Annotated in this window: 18 protein-coding genes and 1 pseudogene; 11 read left to right on the top strand and 8 right to left on the bottom strand. The window is 59.7% G+C overall.

Going from position 1 to position 21,428, the window contains the following annotated elements:
• Nucleotides 1–123: 123 nt before the first annotated feature.
• Entirely contained in the window at nucleotides 124–852 is a 729-nt protein-coding gene (locus ACSSVV_RS13760; RefSeq protein WP_023010711.1) for a MotA/TolQ/ExbB proton channel family protein, read from the top strand.
• Nucleotides 849–1,895: a peptidoglycan -binding protein gene (locus ACSSVV_RS13765; protein WP_023010710.1), complete on the top strand. Its 1,047-nt coding sequence runs from the start codon at nucleotides 849–851 to the stop codon at nucleotides 1,893–1,895. Before ACSSVV_RS13760 ends, ACSSVV_RS13765 begins: the two co-directional genes overlap by 4 nt.
• A 45-nt stretch (nucleotides 1,896–1,940) precedes the next feature.
• Here the strand turns inward: ACSSVV_RS13765 and ACSSVV_RS13770 are convergent, their stop codons facing one another.
• From ACSSVV_RS13770 to ACSSVV_RS13780, 3 genes and pseudogenes are all read right to left on the bottom strand, one after another.
• Nucleotides 1,941–3,053, bottom strand: coding sequence for an S-(hydroxymethyl)glutathione dehydrogenase/class III alcohol dehydrogenase (locus ACSSVV_RS13770; protein ID WP_041654464.1), 1,113 nt, complete (start codon nucleotides 3,051–3,053; stop codon nucleotides 1,941–1,943).
• Between the two features lie 87 nt (nucleotides 3,054–3,140).
• The gene (locus ACSSVV_RS13775; protein ID WP_374730300.1) at nucleotides 3,141–3,707 is read right to left on the bottom strand and encodes a methyl-accepting chemotaxis protein; all 567 of its coding nucleotides are present in this window, start codon (nucleotides 3,705–3,707) and stop codon (nucleotides 3,141–3,143) included.
• Nucleotides 3,681–4,442 (bottom strand): annotated as a pseudogene (locus tag ACSSVV_RS13780) (PAS domain-containing protein); the annotation flags it as partial. The gene ACSSVV_RS13775 and the pseudogene ACSSVV_RS13780, both read right to left, overlap by 27 nt.
• Before the next feature lie 196 nt (nucleotides 4,443–4,638).
• Between ACSSVV_RS13780 and ACSSVV_RS13785 the strand changes: the two are divergent.
• The 8 genes from ACSSVV_RS13785 (at nucleotide 4,639) to ACSSVV_RS13820 (ending at nucleotide 12,417) form a co-directional block, all read left to right on the top strand.
• The gene (locus ACSSVV_RS13785) at nucleotides 4,639–5,961 is read left to right on the top strand and encodes a DASH family cryptochrome (RefSeq protein WP_454106411.1); all 1,323 of its coding nucleotides are present in this window, start codon (nucleotides 4,639–4,641) and stop codon (nucleotides 5,959–5,961) included.
• Nucleotides 5,958–6,449 (top strand): DUF6231 family protein, encoded by a 492-nt coding sequence (locus ACSSVV_RS13790; protein WP_121208163.1) that lies wholly within the window; start codon nucleotides 5,958–5,960, stop codon nucleotides 6,447–6,449. Before ACSSVV_RS13785 ends, ACSSVV_RS13790 begins: the two co-directional genes overlap by 4 nt.
• Nucleotides 6,440–8,083, top strand: a complete 1,644-nt coding sequence (locus ACSSVV_RS13795; protein ID WP_454106412.1) for a phytoene desaturase family protein — start codon at nucleotides 6,440–6,442, stop codon at nucleotides 8,081–8,083. Before ACSSVV_RS13790 ends, ACSSVV_RS13795 begins: the two co-directional genes overlap by 10 nt.
• 2 nt (nucleotides 8,084–8,085) lie before the next feature.
• Nucleotides 8,086–8,721 (top strand): tRNA-uridine aminocarboxypropyltransferase, encoded by a 636-nt coding sequence (locus ACSSVV_RS13800; RefSeq protein WP_141066800.1) that lies wholly within the window; start codon nucleotides 8,086–8,088, stop codon nucleotides 8,719–8,721.
• 75 nt (nucleotides 8,722–8,796) lie between these two features.
• Nucleotides 8,797–9,192 (top strand): YkvA family protein, encoded by a 396-nt coding sequence (locus ACSSVV_RS13805; RefSeq protein WP_141066799.1) that lies wholly within the window; start codon nucleotides 8,797–8,799, stop codon nucleotides 9,190–9,192.
• A gap of 90 nt (nucleotides 9,193–9,282) precedes the next feature.
• Complete coding sequence (gene pomA, locus ACSSVV_RS13810; RefSeq protein ID WP_014420230.1) at nucleotides 9,283–10,059, top strand: flagellar motor protein PomA; 777 nt, start codon at nucleotides 9,283–9,285, stop codon at nucleotides 10,057–10,059.
• A 2-nt stretch (nucleotides 10,060–10,061) separates the two neighbouring features.
• Nucleotides 10,062–10,979, top strand: coding sequence for a flagellar motor protein MotB (locus ACSSVV_RS13815; protein ID WP_023007771.1), 918 nt, complete (start codon nucleotides 10,062–10,064; stop codon nucleotides 10,977–10,979).
• A gap of 229 nt (nucleotides 10,980–11,208) precedes the next feature.
• Nucleotides 11,209–12,417 carry an ammonium transporter gene (locus ACSSVV_RS13820; protein ID WP_011783865.1) on the top strand — a complete coding sequence of 403 codons (1,209 nt, stop codon included), beginning with the start codon at nucleotides 11,209–11,211 and terminating at the stop codon, nucleotides 12,415–12,417.
• Nucleotides 12,418–12,428: 11 nt separating this feature from the next.
• On the opposite strand, the gene ACSSVV_RS13825 is transcribed toward ACSSVV_RS13820, so the two are convergent.
• The 5 genes from ACSSVV_RS13825 to ACSSVV_RS13845 are packed head-to-tail and all read right to left on the bottom strand — an operon-like array spanning nucleotide 12,429 to nucleotide 20,865.
• Entirely contained in the window at nucleotides 12,429–13,511 is a 1,083-nt protein-coding gene (locus ACSSVV_RS13825; RefSeq protein WP_022993372.1) for a lipocalin-like domain-containing protein, read from the bottom strand.
• The gene (locus ACSSVV_RS13830; protein ID WP_454106413.1) at nucleotides 13,508–15,769 is read right to left on the bottom strand and encodes an FtsX-like permease family protein; all 2,262 of its coding nucleotides are present in this window, start codon (nucleotides 15,767–15,769) and stop codon (nucleotides 13,508–13,510) included. Before ACSSVV_RS13830 ends, ACSSVV_RS13825 begins: the two co-directional genes overlap by 4 nt.
• A 6-nt stretch (nucleotides 15,770–15,775) precedes the next feature.
• Complete coding sequence (locus tag ACSSVV_RS13835; RefSeq protein WP_011783862.1) at nucleotides 15,776–16,459, bottom strand: ABC transporter ATP-binding protein; 684 nt, start codon at nucleotides 16,457–16,459, stop codon at nucleotides 15,776–15,778.
• 15 nt (nucleotides 16,460–16,474) lie between these two features.
• Nucleotides 16,475–19,627, bottom strand: a complete 3,153-nt coding sequence (locus ACSSVV_RS13840; protein WP_454106414.1) for an efflux RND transporter permease subunit — start codon at nucleotides 19,625–19,627, stop codon at nucleotides 16,475–16,477.
• Complete coding sequence (locus tag ACSSVV_RS13845) at nucleotides 19,624–20,865, bottom strand: efflux RND transporter periplasmic adaptor subunit (protein WP_454106415.1); 1,242 nt, start codon at nucleotides 20,863–20,865, stop codon at nucleotides 19,624–19,626. The genes ACSSVV_RS13840 and ACSSVV_RS13845 overlap by 4 nt, the downstream gene beginning before the upstream one ends.
• A gap of 135 nt (nucleotides 20,866–21,000) precedes the next feature.
• Between ACSSVV_RS13845 and ACSSVV_RS13850 the strand changes: the two genes are divergently transcribed.
• Nucleotides 21,001–21,426 (top strand): ion channel, encoded by a 426-nt coding sequence (locus ACSSVV_RS13850; RefSeq protein WP_041656615.1) that lies wholly within the window; start codon nucleotides 21,001–21,003, stop codon nucleotides 21,424–21,426.
• The last annotated feature ends 2 nt before the right edge of the window (nucleotides 21,427–21,428 follow it).

Genomic DNA, 21,428 nt, shown 5'->3' on the forward strand with positions numbered 1-21,428 from the left:
CCTGCCCAAACCGACCAACTGACCAGCCACCAAGGGCTTCGATTAAAGTTCAGTTACCGTCGCCAACAGCTTCTCATATCTGTGCTAACGCTTTGAGAACTCTCTCAAAAGCTGGCCATCGCTATGAGCAATCCCAAGCATACCCTCTTCTGGATGACACTGTTCCTGGGCGTTGTCGTCATCGTCGGCGCCCTGATCCACAAGCCCTTGATGTCGGCGTTCATGGCCAACTGGGTGTTTAATCTCCTGATTGTCGGGGTTCTCATCGTCGGCATTGCACTCACCTACCGGCAGGTATTTGTCCTGTTCCCCGAGCTAAAATGGATTGCCCAATTCCGCACTGGCCATGCCGGCCTTTCCGTGGTACGGGAACCCCGCCTGCTCAAACCACTGGCCAGACAGTTGGGCGAAGACGCCAAACGGGACCGCTTCACGCTTTCTACACTGTCCCTGCGCACCGTGCTGGACGGCATTCACACCCGAATGGACGAGCAAAGGGAAATTACCCGGTATTTCATTAGCCTGCTTGTATTCCTCGGCCTTCTGGGCACTTTCTGGGGCTTGCTCGGTACCATCAATTCCGTAGGCCAGGTAATCACCGGCCTGGACATGGGACAGGAGGATTTTGGTAAGGTCTTTGCGGAACTACAGCAAGGGCTCCTTGCGCCACTCGAGGGTATGGGAACCGCATTCAGTTCATCTTTGCTGGGGCTCGGGGGTTCACTGATTCTGGGATTCCTTGATATCCAGGCGGGGCATGCCCAGAACCGCTTCTACGACGGCCTGGAGGAATGGCTGACCGGGGTCACCAACCTGGTTGACCGTGTCGATGCCGAGAAAGACCTGTCATGATCGGATCCAGGCGCCGCAGCCGGAGCACCACCAACGTCTGGCCCGGGTATGTAGATGCACTGTCCGCCCTGTTGATGCTGGTGATTTTCATGTTGCTGGTGTACGTGGTCAGTCAGCTTTACCTGTCCCAAACATTATCTGACCGTGATAACCAGTTGGCGCGCCTTAGCGCCCAGCTTAACGAACTATCGGAGTTGCTGGGGCTGGAACAAAGTAAAACCGAGGCCCTGGAAAACCAGATAGTTCGTCTTCAGGATGATTACAGCACCAGCCTGAAACGGAATGATCAATTGATTGAACAGCTTGAATCCAACCGCGAACAATTGATGCGCCAAACAGCAAGCGTCGAAGCCCAGGCCGAGCAACTTGCCCGCATGGAAGAAGCCGTGGGGGAAAAGGACCAGATATCAGCCAGTCAGCAGGCAATGATCCTGCAGCTGTCCAACCAGATTGTTTCACTGCGGGAGCAGCTCCGTCAGATTGCCTCCGCCCTTGAGCTACAGCAGCAGATGACCGATGAAAAGGAACAGGAACTGGAACAAGTCAGCCGGCGGCTGAACACCCTGCTGGCGGAAAGGGTCAACCAATTGCAGCAGTATCAGTCTGAGTTTTTTGCTCGGCTGCGGGATATTCTCGCAGGTAATGAGAACGTCCGGATTGTCGGCGACCGCTTTCTGCTGCCCTCGGAACTCCTTTTTGCTTCGGCCTCAGCGGAGCTGGGCGAAGAAGGCCGGCAGGAGCTGGACAAACTTGCGGATTTGCTCCTGGATATCTCATCCAGGATTCCGGACGACGTGGACTGGATCCTGAGGATTGATGGCCACACCGACATGCTGCCCATCAATACCCAACGGTTCCCCTCCAACTGGGAGCTTTCAACCGCCCGTGCCGTGGCCGTGGTTCGCTATCTTGCCACCCAGGGAGTGCCGGAACGTCGCATGGCGGCTGCCGGATTTGGCGAGTTCTTCCCGGTAGCAGATGGCACCTCACCGAAAGCGTTGCAGAGAAACCGGCGCATTGAATTAAAGCTCACAGATCGCTGATAGGAGGGGTAGCAGCCGGCCTGCCACCCCTTAAGAGAATTACGGTCAAAAATGAATCACCGACCGGATGCTCTTGCCCTCGTGCATCAGGTCAAACGCCTTGTTGATGTCTTCCAGCTTCATTTCGTGGGTGATAAACACATCCAGCGGGATCTCACCTTTCTCGGCTTTTTCCACATAGGATGGCAGCTCGGTACGGCCTTTCACGCCACCAAAGGCGGAACCGCGCCAGACCCGGCCGGTTACCAACTGGAACGGGCGGGTACTGATTTCTTCACCAGCACCGGCCACACCGATGATGGTGCTTTCACCCCATCCCTTGTGACAGGCTTCCAGCGCCGCACGCATCAGCTTCACGTTGCCCACACACTCGAAGGTATAGTCGGCACCGCCGTCGGTCATCTCGATGATGACTTCCTGGAGCGGTTTGTCGTAGTCATTGGGGTTAACCACATCGGTAGCACCCAACTGCTTGGCAATGTCGAACTTGCCGGGGTTGATATCGATCGCAATGATGCGCCCGGCCTTGGCCATGGTCGCGCCGATGATGGCCGCCAGGCCGATGCCGCCCAGGCCAAAGATGGCGACCGTGGCGCCTTCTTCAACCTTGGCAGTGTTAAGCACCGCGCCAATCCCGGTGGTTACACCACAGCCCAGCAGGCACACCTTGTCGAGCGGGGCTTCCTTAGGGATTTTGGCCAGGGAGATTTCCGGCAGTACGGTGTACTCTGAAAACGTGGAACAGCCCATGTAGTGATACAGCGGCTGGCCCTTGTAGGAGAACCGGGAGGTGCCGTCTGGCATCACACCCTTGCCCTGGGTTTCGCGCACCGCGCCACACAGGTTGGTCTTGCCGGAGGTGCAGAACTTGCATTTACCGCATTCTGCGGTGTACAGCGGGATCACGTGGTCACCCACTTCCAGGCCGGTCACACCCGGCCCTACGGCTTCAACAATGCCGCCGCCCTCGTGGCCGAGAATGGTCGGAAACAGGCCTTCGGGGTCGGCGCCGGACAGAGTGTAGGCATCGGTATGGCACACGCCTGTGGCCACGATCTTCACCAGTACTTCGCCTTCTTTGGGCGGCGCCACATCCACTTCCACAATTTCCAGCGGTTTGTTGGCCTCAAACGCCACAGCTGCGCGGGACTTGATCACGTTCACTCTCCTGTTGTCCGGTTCGGTCGGCCAGCGCCGACATTGATACTGTTCACAACTCTAGCACGGCTCAGAGCCGTCCGGGCTTTAGTGTCCTATGTCATCAATAGCGGCCAGTACCGCTCTGGCGCCATCGCGGATTTCGGCGATCACCGCCTCGGCATCCCCGGATTGCCGGCGACCTTCCACCGCCACATCCAGAACCTCTGCAATCTGGGTTTCCACGCCACCAGACAGCTCCAGAATGGTATGAATCACATCGGCAATTTCATCGGTGGCGGTGCCTGTTCTGGCCGCCAGCTTTCGCACTTCGTCGGCCACCACGGCAAAGCCGCGGCCATGCTCTCCGGCCCGGGCGGCCTCAATGGCCGCATTCAAGGCCAACAGGTTGGTCTGATCCGCGACGCCGGCAATGGTATCGACCATTTTCTCGATGCATTGCGACCGCTCATTCAGGTCGGCAATCAGGGCCCGGGCTTTATCCACGCCCGCTTCAATGCGTTCGGCGGTGGTTTTCGACTGTCGAAGCGCCTCATCCGCCCTGCCGATGATGTTGGCGGTCTGGGTGGCAGTGGATGACGCCACCGCTGCCGCATCCTGGGTCTGTAGTGCCTTTTCCACCCGCTCGGTGATGTCACTGGCAAACTTGATCACTTTGATGACACGTCCACGCTCATCCAGTATCGGGTTGTAGCTGGCTTCCAGCCACAGATCACTGCCATCTGAGCACAGGCGGTGAAAACGACCACTGCGGAACTGGCCACCGGCAAGCCCCTTCCAGAAATCGGGATTGTCCCGGTAAAAACCGGGATCACAGAACATCCGGTGGTGCTTGCCCTCAACCTGGCTCAGACGGTAACCGGTCGCGGCAAGGAAATTGGCATTGGCGGTGATGATGGTACCGTCCGGCTCGAACTCGATGATCGCCATTGAGCGGTCGACGGACTCAAAGACCGCCTGCTGGTCCCGCAAGTGCTCCTGTTTCTCAGTGACATCCGAGGCAATTTTCATTACCCGCTGAACCCGGCCATCATCCCCGTGCACCGGAAAATAGGTTGCCTCCAGCCAGAGTTGACGGCCATCCTTTCGCCGGCGCAGGAAGGTATCCGTCTGCGCCTGGCCGGCCCGGAGCGAATCCCAGAACTTCCGGTATTCCGCCGAGTTTGCCACTTCACGATCACAGAACAGGCTGTGGTGTTTTCCCACCACCTCATCCCGGCGGTAGCCCACCACCTCAAGGAAACGGTCGTTTACATCGACGATCAACCCGTCCGTGGTAAATTCAATCGTCGCCACCGCGTGGCGGATAGCGCTGTACACAGCCTGGCATTGGCTGGCACGGGCCTGGCAATCGGCCATGTCTTGCTTTTTCTTTCGGGTCAGGAACATCGTCGTTTACTCTTGCACAGGTCAAAAAGCCACGGACATCCTGTTCTGTGGGTTAGAAGCTCGTTTTGGGCGGCACGTTCCGGAGAATCGTTCTCGCACCGACACGCATATGAATGCGTGCATTATTCAGGGAAACCAAATCCGCACGCAGACGTAAAAATCCGTACAGTCAGTCGTATTCAGAGGGGCATTTACGTTGCATACACTTTACTGGTTTACCCGCGACCTTCGTTTGCACGACAACCCGGCCTTGCTGGCCGCGGCCCGTTCAGACATGCTGTTGTGTGTCTTTGTCGTAGACCCGCGCTGGTTTACCGGTGACCGGTTTCAGTGCCGTGCACTGGGTGATCATCGTTGGCGCTTCCTGTGGCAAAGTCTGATGGCACTGGAACGGAGCCTGCGGCCCCTGGGGCAACGACTTCATATCTCCTGGGGCGAACCGGAAATCGTTCTGCCAGAGCTGGCCCGGGAGCACGGCGTGCAGCGTTTGATCCGTTCACGCCTACCCGGCACCGAAGAAGCCGCGCAGTGGCAGGCCCTCAAAACCCGCCTGCCGGAAGTGACGTTTCAGCAGTTCGAAACCCTGGGCATGTTTGCGGAAGGCCAGCTTCCCATGGAACTGGCAGAGCTGCCCGATACCTTCTCGCAATTCCGCAAGCAGGTGGAGAAAGCTGAGCAACCGGACCACACCCTCAGGATTCGAACCGTCAGCGCACTGCCACCACCCCCGGGATTCCCCGAAGATAACCGGGGCCAGTGCCCGCCGATACCGGAACCGATACATCGGTCACCATTCACCGGCGGTGAGGAAGCCGGCCTGGCACAGCTGCAAGCCTTCGTATTCGGACAACATCGCATTGCCAACTACAAGGAAACCCGCAATGCGCTGGACGACTGGGGCTCATCCTCCAAGTTCTCCCCCTGGCTGGCGAACGGCTGCCTGTCAGTGCGGGAGGTGGTTGCCGCCATCGAACAATACGAACGTCAGCACACCCGTAACGATTCGACCTACTGGCTCTGGTTTGAGCTGCTCTGGCGCGAGTATTTCTTCTGGTATGCCCTTAAACACGGGGGGCGGTTGTTTAGCCGCGATGGCGTGCAACGTAAACGCCGCCCGGTGACCTTCTATGGCCATCGATTCAAGGCCTGGTGCGAGGGCAATACCCAGTATTCGATAGTCAACGCGGCCATGAATCAGTTACGGGAAACCGGCTACATCAGTAATCGCGCACGCCAACTGGTGGCCAGCTGCCTGATCAATGAACTGGAACTGGACTGGCGTTACGGTGCTGCCTGGTTCGAACAGCAACTGGTGGATTACGACGTGGCCAGTAACTACGGAAACTGGCAGTATCTGGCCGGCGTCGGCGCCGATCCCCGCGGGCTTCGGCAGTTCAATCTGGACAAGCAGGCGCAACAGTACGATCCTGAGGGAGCCTTCGTACATCGTTGGCAGGGAGAGGCTCAACAACCAGTGGGCCTGCATACCGTAGACGCAGCAGACTGGCCAATATCATGACAATACCTGTTAGCCAACCAGAGAGAGTACTGGCCCGGATTCTGGATACCAGCCAGCCAGACACCCTTCTGTATTGCGGCGACACCGCCAGCCGGGTCAGCGAGGTGTGGCACGGGCAACGGAAAGCCGTTCGCTTGCTGGCGCTGGACACCGCGGACCCGAACGCCCGACTGCCACTGGATTCCGTGCCCGACCTGGCCATCATCACAGACACTCTGGAACACCTCCCCTACGAAGAAGGGGCGCTTTTACTGGGCCAGTTACGCAACTATGGCACCCACCAGATTGCGGTACTGGTGCCCCAAACCACAGACTGGGGTTTTACCGACTTCATCGCCCTGGGCTTTCAGCGTCACGCCGATATCGAAAGCGAGAACGGCGCACTCACGCTCTATACCTACAATCTGGATACTTACAATCATAAACGGGCCTGGAACAATCCCGATAACTGGGCCAATCCGGAAATGTGGGGAAAAGCGTGGTGGTAGATACAAATTCGAAATCCTTGAAGCCCAGTACAATCCGAATCGGTACCCGTTACCGCGCGAGCCGGCTCGATGGGCCCTATGATGCGATAGTGATCGGCTCCGGTATCGGCGGTCTGACCACTGCCGCCTGCCTGTCCAAAGCCGGCTACAAAGTACTGGTGTTGGAACAGCATTACACCGCCGGTGGCTACACCCACAGCTACGCCCGTAATGGCTACGAGTGGGATGTGGGCGTGCACTACATCGGCGACATGGGCGCGCGCCACACCCTCGGCCGCCGGCTGTTCGATTACATCACCGACGGCAAGCTCGAGTGGGCGCCGATGGATGAGAACTACGACCGGTTCTTTCTGGGCGACAAAGTGGTCAACCTCAGGGCCGGCAAGGAAGGCCTGAGGCACTCGCTACTGGCGTCCTTCCCGGACGAAGAAGAGGCCATCGACCGTTACCTGGCTCTGCTCGGAAAAGTGGCCGATGGCATGCAATGGTATACCCTGTCCAAACTCTCGCCCGCGCTGGCTGCGCCACTGGTTTCCAGAGGGTTGAAAACGGTACTGCCGGACTGTTTCAACCGCGCCACCTATGACGTATTGCGGGAACTCACCGCCAACGAAGAGCTGATTGGCGCCATTACCGGTCAGTGGGGCGATTGCGGGGTGACCCCGAAACAGTCGAGCTTCATGGTGCACGCGCTCATTGCCAAACATTACCTGTACGGTGGTTTCTACCCGGTGGGCGGTGCCTCGGAAATTGCCAAAACCATCATCCCGGTGATTCAGTCCGGCGGTGGTGACGTGCTCACCTACGCCGACGTGAGAGAGGTCCTGGTCGAAAAGGGCAAAGCCGTGGGTGTGCGCATGGCCGATGGCCATGATATCCGGTCGCCGCTGGTGATCAGCAACGCCGGTGTGATCAATACTTTCGAACGGCTTTTACCCGAGTCTGTCGCAGACAGCATTGGCTATCCTGGCAGCCGGGAACACATCAAACCCTCAATGCCCCATATCGGCCTGTATATAGGCCTGAAAGGCACGCCCGACCAGCTCGGCTTGCCGCGCACCAACTTCTGGATTTATCCGAGCGCCGACCACGATGGCAACGTGGAGCAATTCCTGAAAGATCCCCGGAACACCTCTTTCCCGGTAGTCTACATCTCGTTCCCGGCAGCCAAAGACCCGGACTACCAGAACCGCTGGCCCGGAACCTCCACCATCGAGATTGTGGCGCCCACCACCTGGGAAATGTTCGAGCCGTGGCAGGGCTCCACCTGGGCCAAACGGGGCGAGGATTATGAGGCTCTGAAGGCTCGGATCACCGATCAGCTTCTGGAAGTCATGTACGAAAAACTGCCCCAGCTTCGAGGCAAAGTAGACTATGTGGAAACCTCCACACCACTGTCGACCGCCTGGTTCTGCCGCTATGAGCAGGGTGAGCTGTACGGCCTGGACCACACGCCAGAACGTTTCGAGCAACGCTGGCTGAGGCCGAAAACCGACATCCCCGGACTGTACCTGACCGGGCAGGATATTCTTACCTGTGGCGTAGTCGGGGCAATGATCGGCGGGCTGGTCACAACCCTGGCCGTTCGCGGCCTGAAAGGCGCGGGGTTGGCCAAGCGCATTTTCGTAGGTTAAGCGTGGCCAGAGCACTGTGTACCCGCTGTGGCTTGCACCCGAACACCTGCGTATGCGAGGTTTGCGAGCAGGTCGACAACCGCCATCGCGTCATCATTTTGCAACACCCGTCAGAAGTCGGTCACAGCAAGGGTACGGTGCGAGTACTTCAGCAGTGCCTGACCCGGGTGGAAGTACTGGTTGGCGAGAGCCCTGCCTCCTTTTCCCAACAAGGCTTGGAGCGCCTGTTAACCGGAACCCGCACCGGACTGTTGTTTCCATGTGCTGACAGTCAGCCCGTGGAGAGCAACGCGGCAGGCCAGATCGACCAGTGGCTGGTTCTGGATGGCACCTGGCGTAAAGCCGCGAAAATCCTGCACCTGAACCAGCAGCTCCGGCAGTTGCCCTGCTTTCATTTCGCTGAGCCACCAGCTTCACATTACCGTATCCGAAAGGCACCAAAGGCCGGGCAACTCTCAACCGCAGAAGCCGTCGCCTACCTTTTTACATTGACCGAACCGGCCACAGATACCGAGCCATTACTCAGAGCTCAGGACGTACTGATTCGAAAACGGCTGGCCTTCGTTCCGGACCACCACAAAACCAAAGACCATGAAGCGCCCGATCCTGAACTCCCAGGAAGTCTCACGAATTATTGAAATGGCCTGGGAAGGTGACGAACCTGCACGATTTCGTTATGTTGAGGCAATCGCTGAGCAAAGTGGTGACAATGTATGGCATGGATCTCAGATAAAACAGCGGCAAACGAGTTGAGAGAGCAAAGTGCCAAGGTTCACAGAGGCGACCTTGAGGCCCTGCTTGAACGACAAAAAGCCGTTGAAGAGAAAGTCAAAAACAGCGGCAGGCTGAATCGTTTCTCTACCGATATCAAGCTGATGTTCTCGCTGATTCGCGATTACTGGTACGGCCACTACCGGGCCATACCCTGGAAGTCCATCGCTGCGGTAGCCGGAGCGTTGCTGTACGTGCTGAATCCGCTGGACCTGATTCCGGATCTGATCTTCGGCTTCGGCCTGGTTGATGATGCCGGTGTGGTTGCCTTGTGCCTTAAACTGGTCGAATCCGATCTGCACCGCTACGCTGCATGGAAGGAGCTTCACTCATCATAGGATGAGGGACCAACCGGGCATTGATTAATAATCAACCAGGGAGTATTCTCCCGCCCCCTTAATCGTCACCTGCACAGTTCTGGAGTTACTGTGGATTTCGCCACCCTTATCGGCCTCGTCGGCGCCATTCTTCTGATTTCTTCGGCCATTATCCTGGGCGCATCGCCAGGCATGTTCATCAATCCGCCATCCCTGCTGATTGTGATTGGCGGTACCTTGCTGGTAGTACTGGCCAAGTTCAGTCTTGCCCAGTTTTTTGATGCCTTCAAGGTGGCAGCCCGAGCGTTCAAATTCAAACTGCCCGAAACTCAGGCCAGCATCGAAGAACTGGTGGAGATTGCCAGCATCGCTCGAAAAGAGGGCGTTCTTGGTATCGAAGGGAGGGAGGTCAGTAGTCCATTCCTGGGCCAGGGTATTCAGATGCTGGTGGACGGACAGGACGGCAACACCATCAAGCAGCTCCTCAACAAGGAACGCCTGATGACACTGGAACACAACCGGTCGGGCGCAAAAGTGTTCACCGCCATGGCAGATGTGGCTCCGGCCATGGGTATGATTGGCACGCTGATTGGCCTGGTGCAGATGCTGTCCAATATGGAAGATCCCAAGTCCATCGGGCCGGCCATGGCCGTAGCCCTGCTGACCACGCTCTACGGCGCCATGATCGCCACCATGATCGCTACCCCCATTGCCGACAAGCTGTCCCTGCGCATGACGGAGGAGGCCCGCATGCAATCGCTCTATATTGACGCCCTCGTCGCCATCCAGGAAGGCACCAACCCGCGCATTATCGAGCAGATGCTGTCCAGCTATCTTTCGCCCAAAGAGCGGGCCAGAAACGGCGATGCGGAAACGGCAGGCGGTTAAACATGGATGATTTGCCAGAAGAGGAAAAGCCCGGGATTCCTGCGTGGGTTGTCACATTTGCCGACCTGATGTCGCTGCTGATGTGCTTTTTCGTATTGCTCCTGTCGTTTTCGGAAATCGACGCCCAGAAGTTCAAACAGATCGCCGGTGAACTCTCCAAGGCCTTCGGAGTGCAGCGGGAAGTGCCTGCGCTTGAGATCCCTCAGGGCACCAGCCCGATCTTCGACAAGTTTTCGCCGGCGCCGCCAGAGCCCACGGTGGTCAATGAAGTCAAACAGACCACCACCGACGTACAGCCCGAAATCCAGACTCTGAAAAGCCCCGAAGAGAAAGCCATTGAGGAATCCATCCAGGAACAGATGGACGCCAACATGGCCCGGATTCTTGAAGTGCTGGAACCGGCGATTCTGGATGGCCGGATCAACGTCTCGGAAGATCAGCGCCGCATCATCATTCGCATTGAGGAGAAGGGCTCGTTTGCCTCAGGTTCAGCCCAACTGACCTGGGAATTCGAAGGCCTGCTTCTGGATATGGCGGAGGTTCTGGCCGACATGCCCGGCGACCTCGCCATTGAAGGCCATACCGATAACGTGCCCATCCGCACCGAACGTTTCTACAGTAACTGGGACCTGTCCGCAGCCCGTGCCGCCGCGGTGGCTAATGTTCTGCTGGCTCGGGAGCAGGTGACTCCGGACCGCATCCGGGTGACCGGTCTGGCCGACACCGAACCACGGGTACCCAACACCTCGCCGGAAAACCGAGCCAAGAACCGGCGGGTTGAAATCGTTATCGATCTGTCAGAGCCCATGGAAGAGCAGGAACTGCGCCTTCGCGAGCTGATTCGTTCCGAAAGCGAGTCGCAAGAAGCCATTATTGGCATTGAGCCCGGTCGGGATACGCCCAGCGAGATTACCTGGTAGTAAAACCTTGCCTCGCGCCCTATCCAGATTGGTGCACAAGCCCTTGATGCGCACGCCTCTGGTGCACTTTGACGCAGATAAATACCTCCCTCGGCGCCCTCAGGTTCTCCAACCCCCCTGCAGTACTTGATATGCATTGTTTTGGAACAGCACTTGCTTAAGTCGCACCCCAACAATGCACAACGGCTCATCAGAAGCCGCGTAATCAAAACACTCAGGAGAAAAACCCGTGGATATCACGAGTGCCGTACACACCCTGACCGAGAGCGCCAACACGCTCTTCATTCTGATTGGCGCCATTATGGTGCTGGCCATGCACGCCGGCTTTGCGTTCCTGGAAGTGGGCACTGTTCGCCATAAAAATCAGGTCAATGCCCTGGTTAAAATCATGACCGACTTCGGCATATCCGCAGTCGCCTATTTTTTCATCGGCTACTACATCGCCTATGGCGGGCACTTTCTCAATGGCGCCGCCGAACTCACCTCCGCCAACGGCTATGAACTGGTCAAATTTTTCTTCCTGATGACCTTCGCCGCGGCCATTCCGGCGATCGTTTCCGGCGGTATCGCAGAGCGTGCCCGCTTCTACCCCATGCTGATTGCCTCGGGCCTGATCGTGGCCTTCGTCTATCCTTTCTTTGAGGGCCTGATCTGGAACGGGAACTTTGGTTTCCAGGCCTGGCTGGAGAACCAGTTTGGTGCGTCCTTCCATGATTTCGCCGGCTCCGTTGTGGTGCATGCTGTCGGTGGCTGGATTGCTCTCGCTGCGGTGCTGCTGCTCGGCGCCCGCACCGGTCGCTATCGCAACGGTCGGGTCGTGGCCTTTGCCCCTTCCAACATTCCGTTTCTCGCCCTCGGCGCCTGGATTCTGACCGTGGGCTGGTTCGGCTTTAACGTCATGTCGGCCCAGACTCTGGACGGCATCAGTGGCCTGGTCGCGGTCAACAGCCTGATGGCCATGGTGGGGGGTATTCTGGTTTCCATGCTGCTCGGCCGCAAAGACCCTGGCTTCATTCACAACGGTCCGCTGGCCGGACTGGTGGCGGTGTGCGCCGGCTCAGACCTGATGCACCCCGTTGGCGCCCTGATTACCGGGGGCGTGGCCGGCGCCATCTTTGTCTACCTGTTCGAGTGGGCACAGGCGAAAATCGAGCGGCTGGATGATGTTCTGGGTGTTTGGCCCTTGCATGGCGTATGCGGTGTCTGGGGCGCCATTGCCTGCGGTATCTTCGGCCAGGAAGCGCTCGGGGGCCTGGGTGGCGTCAGCCTGATGTCGCAGATTATTGGCTCGGTGGCCGGTGTGATCGTGGCCTTTGCCGGCGGGCTCATCGTTTACGGTGCCATCAAAACCATTAGCGGCCTGAGACTGACAGAGGAAGAAGAGTTCAACGGTGCCGACCTCAGCATTCACCGTATCGGTGCCAATGCCGTTGAGTGAGTTTCCGGGCCTTATTGTGCCTGGTAACCGGTAAGCTCCATGTAACCCACGCCGGAATGGCTTCCGGTGACGGAAACCGGGCTCTCCCAATACGGATAGAGCCCGGAATTCCGGTAATCCCCTGCCGGCGCGGAGACCTCAAGGTTCACGTCGAAAGCCGGAAGGGTTATCTGCCAACGGCGCGGATAACCGGCTGGCTGGCCCACAGAGGTCAGCCCGATCTGTTCCGGCCCCAGCGCCACCGGCTCGCCCGTGGCTGGAATCCAGGTACCCGAGCGGAATGCCTGTTGTGTTTCCCGCAACTGGAACAGCATCAGCTTGTCCCCCGAATCCAGATGCAGGGCAAACCAGTCCCAGCCCTGCTGTCCGGCTTTGAGAAACTGGCTGCTCCACTCCCGGTCGAACCACCCAGTGCCCGCCACCCTCAACGTGTCACCCTCAAGGGTAACCGTTCCCTCAATTTTCAGATCTACCAGGCTGAAGTACATGGAGCCTTCGCCACTGGCGGATTTGGCGCTGAAACCGTCGTCACCATGAGCCACAGGATCACCTTGCGGCTGCAACAACAGATCGTAGGACCAGTGTTCTGTAGCGACCGACAGCCGCCAGCCAACGTGTCCGCTCGCTGGCCTCAGGCGCCAGTGATCCAGCCAGACTGAAAAGGGTTGGGCGGTGGCCCCGGCATGCCCGACGTCACCCCTGGCCAGCTTTTCGGCAAAGCGGTGCTGACCGCTGTAGCTCACCGCTGCGTGAGCCATCCAGGCAGCCTCCAGAGGCCAAAGTGCCGGCTTCGGCGGTTCGGATTCAACGGACCTCGGGGTCAAGGCCTGCCGGAACTGCGTCCATTGCAGACCCAGCGGCCCGCCGTTTTCGGTTTCCAGATTCGCGGTGAGATACCACCATTCAATGCGGTGCTGGGGATGAGGGCCGAAATCGGCGGGGAAGGACAGCCGGTCTCCGGGCCCGGGCTGCAGGAACTGAATCTCATGCTCAGATTCCGCCACACCGGCAAGGCCTGCGAATCCGCTCGGCTCTTCTGCTCGATCACAGGCGGTGAGTAGCAGCGCCAGAAGTACGATAACGAAACGATTCATCGTTCCCCTCCCTGCAGCCCGTGTGCGGACTCCGGCGCCGAGGCCGGGCGACGCAGCTGCAGGCGCATCAGCAAGGCAATGCTGAGGCCGATGATCAGAGCCAACACGGCCAGCTCGATCCAGAACCCCGGGTACACCGCCATCGGCAGTGACCAGCCAAAAGCCAGCGGATTGATGCGCTGGACCAGAATCCAGGTGAGCCACACGCCAAGTGGCAGTGCACAAACCAATACCGCAAAAATCAGAGCCAGGGAGACCCGGGTGAGCTGAGTCGCGGCCTGGCGTTGGGGCATACCCCAGACGATCAGCAGGCGAAAATACCAGGCGCGGGTAGAGAGAAAGACCCACACCATCAGCAACAACGCGGCGGCGGCCAGAATCAGCGTGAGGGTAGTCATGGCCCGGGTCAGCAAGAAGGTCTGATCAAAAACATCAGTGGCCAGGGTCCGGATGGCCTGGTTATCCCTCACGGTCAGCTGAGGGGTATGCCAAAGCCGGGCCAGTTGCGCCTCAACCACTTTGATCTCTTCGATGCCCGCGCTTATCGACAGGCTTCGAAAGCGGGCTTCAAAGTCCTCGGGCAAGAGACTCGCCGGCACCAGCACCTCACCGGAGGGCCGCCCGTAATCCGGATAAACGGCCAGCACCGGAGCCTGTAACCGACGGGCGCCAAGCCTGACAATGAGACGGTCGCCTACTGCAAGCTGTTGCCTTCTGGCCAACTGCTCATTGACCATTAGCCCCTCACCCCGCGCCAACGCCTGCCAGGGCGTTTCTGTTTGCGCCAGCAGGCGCCAGTTTTGCACCACGTGACTGACCGGCCCGAGCGCAAACACATCGATAGGCACCGGCTCCCTGCCTGATGCTGCCTGCACGCTGGCCCGCCCACGAATCACCTGATGCCACAATTCCGGGCTCACCAGCTCCGGCTTTGCCGCCAGCCAGCTTACGGCAGCGGTGATATCCGCCCCTTGCGGTACTTCAATGTAGTAATCCGCTTCCAGCCGTTGCCCCAGCCACTGGTCAAAGGTGTCCTCGAACGTGGTTACCAGGGCATGAACCGCCAGCACCAGTGCCAAGGCAAACTGCAGGGCCACTAGCGGTAACGCCAGCCGACGCACCAGGACTGCGACTTCCTGTAGACGCCAGCGAATCAGCGGATCCCCGGTGTTACGGGCCAGCCAGCGGACAACCCCGGCAATCGCCAGCGGGGCCAGCCAACCGGCAGCGAGAAAAACCAGTGCCACCGCCAGGAACAGCCAGATCAGAGTTGGTGCCCACAGAGATACTGCCAGCCCCAGGGCCAGTAGCACCGCAAAAAATGCCGGTTGCACCCGAGTCAGGAGCGACCCCGACGAGTCCCGAACGCCCGCCAGGCAAGCGGCCACGATCACCGCCACCATGGTCAGGGTTGGCAGCCACCAGTCCTCCCCTCCACCGGCATAGAGCGGACGGTCGAACAGGCCTTCCAGGGCCTGCCCAAAGCCATCTGCCAAAACCAGTGACAGCGCCCGCCCCAACCAAACCCCGGGCAGTATGCACACCAACGCCAGCAGCAGGTTTTCCACCAGCAACAGTCGGCTGAGCTGGCTCCTGTTCACGCCATAGCGATACAGCAAAGCCAGGCTTTCCCGGCGTTGAGCCAGACCCAGAAGGAACACACTGCGCAACAACAACGAGGTAATCAGCAGGACCAGCACTCCGAGCGCATCCAGGTTGAGCAGAAAACTGTCACCCAGCTCTGCCGTGTCAGGCGCAACGGCGAATGCCTGATAGCGGTAGCCGGCCGGTGGTGGCGTCTGACCGTCGGCTTGCGACACCAGCAGAACCAGGGCCGATGCTTCGGCTGAGGCCTGGGCGGCGGCTTCGCTGATATCGACGAAGGGCTTGCCATCGAGTTCGCCCTGCCAGGGTGCTGGCGTGTGTTCCGGCTCGGCAAAGCAATGGGCCGCCAGCGGATCAATGCCCACCAGCCGACCGCGCCCCGGTACCGGCACTTCCAGCCAAGGCATCACGCACAGGCCCTGGCGCCGAAGGGTGACAAAGTCCTGCACCGAGACCGGCTGGCCGTCCTCACGCACCACTTGCTGGCGCTCGGCGACAGCGCTCTCGCTCTGTTCAAGGCTGGCCCTGGCCTGGCTGGTGAGGTGATGTATTCCAGTCCAGAGCGCGGTGGCAAGCAGGATCATGGCGGCCAGCGCGGCCAGCTGCAGGGGGTGACGACGATAATGACTGAACAATGCGATGCGGGGAGACATAGGTCTTCAGGGCCGGCCCTGGTGCCCGAGGTCCAGTTGATGCAGGCAACGGGCTGCCAGGTCCGCATCGTGGGTCGCCAGCACCAGCCCACAGCCATGGCGGGCCTGGAGTTCGAACAACTCATCGGCGACAGTCTCAGCCGTCCTCCGGTCCAGGCTACCGGTCGGCTCATCCGCCAGAATCAGTGCCGGCCGGGTAACAAATACCATGGCCAGCGCAGCCCGCTGGCGTTGGCCACCGGAAACCTGATCCGGATAACGCTGGCCCAGCTCACCAATGCCCAACCTCTGGAGCCAGTTGCCAGCGCTGGTGTCGTCCCGGCCAGCCAGGCGCGCTCGCAACCGGATATTATCCAGCAGGGACAGGGTCGGCATCAGGTTGGCATCCTGAAAGACCACGCCGAGTCGGCTCTGCCTCAATTCGCACCAGGCCCGCTCCAGGGCCTTGCCCGTTGGCGCGCCATCCCCGGCCAAAGGCTGTCCCAACATCGCCAGCCGACCGGAACCGGGAGACTCCAGACCACAAAGAACATTCAGCAGCGTGCTTTTCCCGGAACCGGACGGGCCGGTGAGCGCCAGCGACTCGCCTCGCCCCAGATGCACACTCAGTTCCCGCAACACGGTCACATGCTGGTCGCCGCTCTCGAACTGTTTACTCAGACCGGTGACACTGATCAGGTTATCGGCCATGTTTTCTCCCGGTATTCAGTCGGCAGCCCCCAGAGGTTCTGCCGCACCGTTCCTGCGTTGGGCACGCCATTCCCGGAATTGCTCGACCCAGGACAACAGCGCTGGAATCACCAGCAGCACCAGGAAGGTGGACAGTCCCAAGCCAAAGGCAATCGACGTTGCCATGGGAATCAGGAACTGGGCCTGCAACGACGTTTCGAACAGCAGCGGTGTCAGCCCCCCGATGGTCGTCAAGGACGTCAGCAGAACCGCGCGAACCCGCTGCACGGCGGCCTCATTCAGGGCATCCGTGATGTCCAGCCCCTTCTGCCGTTGCTGATTGTAGAAAGCCACCAGAATAATGGCGTTATTCACCACGATACCGGACAGGCCGAACAACCCAAACAGCGACAGTATGGTGAGCTGCAGCCCCATGATCCAGTGGCCCAGGAGGGCACCGACCAGGGCAAAGGGAATAATCGCCATGACGATCAGGGGCAGACTCCAGGATGCAAACACCCAGGCCAGCACCACATACATCAGGGCCAGGCCGATAAGCAGCCCCGTTTGCATGTCCGCCATGGTTTCGCGTTGATCGGCCGAGCGGCCCTCAAAGCTGTAGCGCACACCGTGGCGACTGGCGATCTCCGGCAAAGGCCCGGACTGCAGGCTTTCAAGAATCTGGTCGGTGGTGGCAACCCGGGTATTCAGCGCCGAGGTGACCTCCACCGCAAGCTTGCCATCGGCATGGCGCAGGGCCTGGAATCCCTGGCGGTGATCCAGGTTCATCACCTGGGTCAGCGGTACAAAACGGCCATCGGGGATGCGGATGGTCATGCGCTCCAGGGTGGAATATTGCTCCCGTTGCGCCCTCGGCAACTGCACCCGGACTTCCACCTCATCGCGACCATCCTGGTAGATCTGGGCGATCCGGCCATCAAATGCCGCCCGCAACTGTCGGCCCAGATCCACAGTGGTCAGCCCCAGGGCCTCACCATAAGGGCTGACCTGATAGAGCAACTGTTCCCGGCCCCAGGGCATATCGTCTTCCACATCCAGCACGCCCGGCAGGGTAGCCAGTGCCTGGGCCACTTCATCCGCTGCCCGCTTCAGGGCCTCTGCGTCATCACCGGTCAGTCGCACATTGACATCTCGCCCGGGCGGGCCGGCCTGGCGCTCATTGATGTTCAGGGCATCGAGTCCGGCCGGCAGCGTCATACGGCTGCGCCATTCCCGAATGAACTCGGCATTGCGCACAGAACGGCTGTCCGAAGGCACCAGCTCCACCAGCATGGAGCCAAGCTCGTCATCGTTCCGGGAACTGCCCTCAGCCCCTTGAGTAGCGCCGTAGGTGGTCACGGCATGGCGTACGAGATCGCCACCCAGGGCCCCCTCCGTTTCAGTGAGTGAGCGCTGCATTTCCCGGATGAAGCGCGCCACCGTGTCCTTGTCCGTGCCCGCCACAAAGCTGGCATTGGCGTAGAACACCGATGGTTCCGGCGTCGGGAAGAAATTGAACCCAAGCCGTCCACCGGCCAGCAGGCCGACGGTGACAATAGCCAACGCCAGTGCCGAGGCTACGGTCATGCCCCGGTGCTTCAGGCTGTAGCGGGAGAACCGGCGGAAAGGGCCGTCGCGGAAGGTATCGAACCGTTGCTCAAATCCCCGGCGCAAACGGGCCACGGCGTGAGGGCGTCGCTCTGGCTGATTCTCGGAAACCTTGCGAACAAAGGCATGGCGAAGATGGGCTGGCAAGACCACAAAACACTCCAGCAGAGAGGCAATCAACACGCAGATCATCACCACCGGAATATCGCCCAGGATATTGCCTATTACACCTCCCACCACCAGCAGTGGCATGAACGCCGCCACCGTGGTCAGGGACGAGGCCAGTACTGGCCAGACCATACGCTTGGCAGCGCCTTCGGCGGCATAGATGGACTGCTCTCCCATACGGGCATGGGCGTCCGCGTCCTCCCCCACCACAATGGCATCGTCAACGATCACCCCCAGGGCCATGATCAGGGCAAACAGTGAAATCATGTTGATGGAGCCGCCGATCAGCCATAGCACGCCCAGGGCGGCGAGAAAGGCGGTGGGAATACCCACCGCCACCCAGGCGGCGACCCGCCCGGGAAGAAACAGGTAGAGCAGCCCCACCACCAGCACCAGACCACCCAGGCCGTTATTCACCAGCAGGGAAATCCGGTCTTCAATCAGCTGCCAGGTTTCGTCGTACACCTTGATATTTACGGTGGCCGGCAAGGTCGGGCGGGTATCCGTCAGCCAGGACTCAAACACCCGCGCGGCGGTCAGGGAGTTGCCGTTTTCCGCCCGCTGAAGCTGCAGCTCTACGGCGGGCATGCCGTTGTTTTCCATGACCGTCTGGTTGTCCCGGGCTTCCTGGCGGATGATGGCTATGTCACCCAGTTGCATGCGGATGCGATCACCGCTGAGTACCGGAATGGTCTCGAAGGCCTGGGGGCTGCGTCGCTGTTCCACCGCCCGCAGCTCTCGGGTGGCATCCTGCTGAGCCATCATCCCCGCCGGCAGGTCACGGGACAGCGACGCCACCCGATCGGCAATCTGTTCCAGCGACAGGCCCAGGGATTCCAGCCGCTCCACCGGCACATCAATACTGATCTGCTGCTCCGGCAGGCCCCGGAGCGTGACCCGGTCGATGCCCCGGTCCAGCAATTCATCTTCAAACCGGTACACCAGCTGGCGCAACTCGGCCCGGTCGACATCACCGTAAACCAGCAGCCGGGCCACCGGTTCGTACCGTTCAACCCTGGCCACCTGCGGTTCTTCGGCATCCGCCGGCAAGTTATTGAACTCGTCGACCTGCTGGCGCACGTCATCCACTGCCTGTATCGGGTCGGTGCCTTCATGGAATTCCAGGGTAATGGACGACACCCCCTGCGCCGACGTGGAGGTCATCTTCTTGAGGCCGTCGACGCTGCGCAGACGCTGCTCAAGCGGGTCGGTAATACCGCGCTCCACATCCTCGGCCGACGCCCCACTCCACACCACCCGCACGCTGACCACATCCAGGGCGAAAGTAGGGAAGAACTGGATATTCATGCGAGTCAGGGCCATTACGCCACCGAGCAACATCACCAGCATCACCAGATTGCCGGCCAACCGGTGATGGACAAAAAAGCCGATCACACCCTTTTTGCGACTCATGAGGCCGGTGCTCCCTTGCTATCCGCCAGCTTTACTTTCAGGCCGGTGATCGCATTGGGCAGGTGGGTGGTGATCAGGCGCATGCCCGGTTTCAGGTGTTCACTGGCGATCAACAACCGGCGCTCGCCATTCTCGCTGAGTGCCTCGCCAACCCGTTGCACCGTCACCCGCTGCATCCTGTTATCATCAGTCATGATGTAAACACTGTCGGCCCCGTACAGTGCACTGAAGGGTATGGTAATCAGGTTGTCCCTTGCTGGCCGCTGCAGCAGCAGTGGCTGCAAGGCCCCGGGCCGCAAGGCTCCCGATTCCCCGTTCAGCTCCAGCACCGCCTCGGTACCGGCCGGATCAGACAGGCCAGCAAACCGGACCAGCTCAAAGCGCTGGCCGGAATCCTCGGTGGTAGCCGTTAGTGTTGCCCCCTTGGCCAGGGCATCCACCAACTCGCCGAGATACATCTTCGGCACCCGCGCCCGGACTTCCAGCCCCTGTATCGGATAGATGCTCAACAACGCCTGATTGCGGGATACCTGATCGCCAGCCGCCACTTGCAGGTTGGTAACCATACCGTCAAAAGGCGCTGTTGATACCGCCCGCTCACCGTCCAGTTCTGCCGTGCTCAGACTGGCCCGGGCCTGCGACAACCGGGCTTCCAGGCTTTGCAGCCGGGCCGGATGCTCGGCTATGGCCCGCTCCCGGGTACGAACGGTCAACTCCGCCCTGGCCAGCGCATCGGTGGCAGCCTCAAGGTTCTCGCGGGAGGCCAGGTTGCGCTCAACCAGCGACTGAATGCGCTCAAACTGGCGACGGGCGTTATCCAGGATGGCCTTTTCACTCTCCAGGGATCGCTGATCGTTGCGGTATCGCACCTGTTCGGACCGCACCTGCGCCTCCAGGTCGGCGACCTGGGCCCGAGCCTGGGCAAGTACCGGTTCAATATCGGCGGAATCCAGCGCGACCAGCAAGTCACCTTCGCTCACCTGCTGCCCTTCCCGTACCGGTAACCGGTCAATACGCCCGGCCAGAGTGGCGGTGATGGTCTGCAGATCCGGCGCCACCACCTCACCATACAGAGGCAACACCGGGGTCGCTCGAGTGGAATTGACCTTCTGCACCTGCACCAGCCAGCTACGCTCGGTGGCGGATACTTCCGCCGGTTCCGGCCGGGTTGCCTTCAAAAGCAGGAAGCCGGCAATACCCAGGGCGATCATCAACAGGGGAAGCAGTTTTCTGGACATGGACAGTAAATACTCTGATTAAATGAAAGTGCGCAAAGACAACGAATTTACTATACAATTTTCAACAGGTTCCGGATTACTCCGGCAGGTTTCCAGGCTTCAGGATCGACTCCGTTGGACGCCACCCACGACACTCTGCTCAACGTCATGCTGCTGAACATTCTTCTGGTGTGCGCTGTTGTAGCAATTCATAACGAAGCCCTGATCCGTTTGAGTAGCCTCCTAGGGCGAATGCGGCAAAGCCACCACTTCCGCTTGATCGTCGCAGTGCTCGGCTGCCTTACCGCCCATGCTCTTCAGGTCTGGATATTTGCCACGGCCTTTTATTTCATGCACCACGCGGATGGCTGGGGCCAGTTGCTTGGCAATTTCAACGGCTCCATGCTGGACTGTACCTATTTTTCTTTCACAACCTTTACCACCCTCGGCTACGGCGATATTGAAGCCGTTGGCATGCTCCGTCATCTGACCGGCATCGAGGCCCTGACAGGGCTGGTCCTGATTACCTGGAGCGCCTCCTTCCTGTTCCTCGAAATGCAGCGCTACTGGCCAACCCGATAGCA

This window comes from Marinobacter sp. MBR-105 (assembly GCF_053628895.1).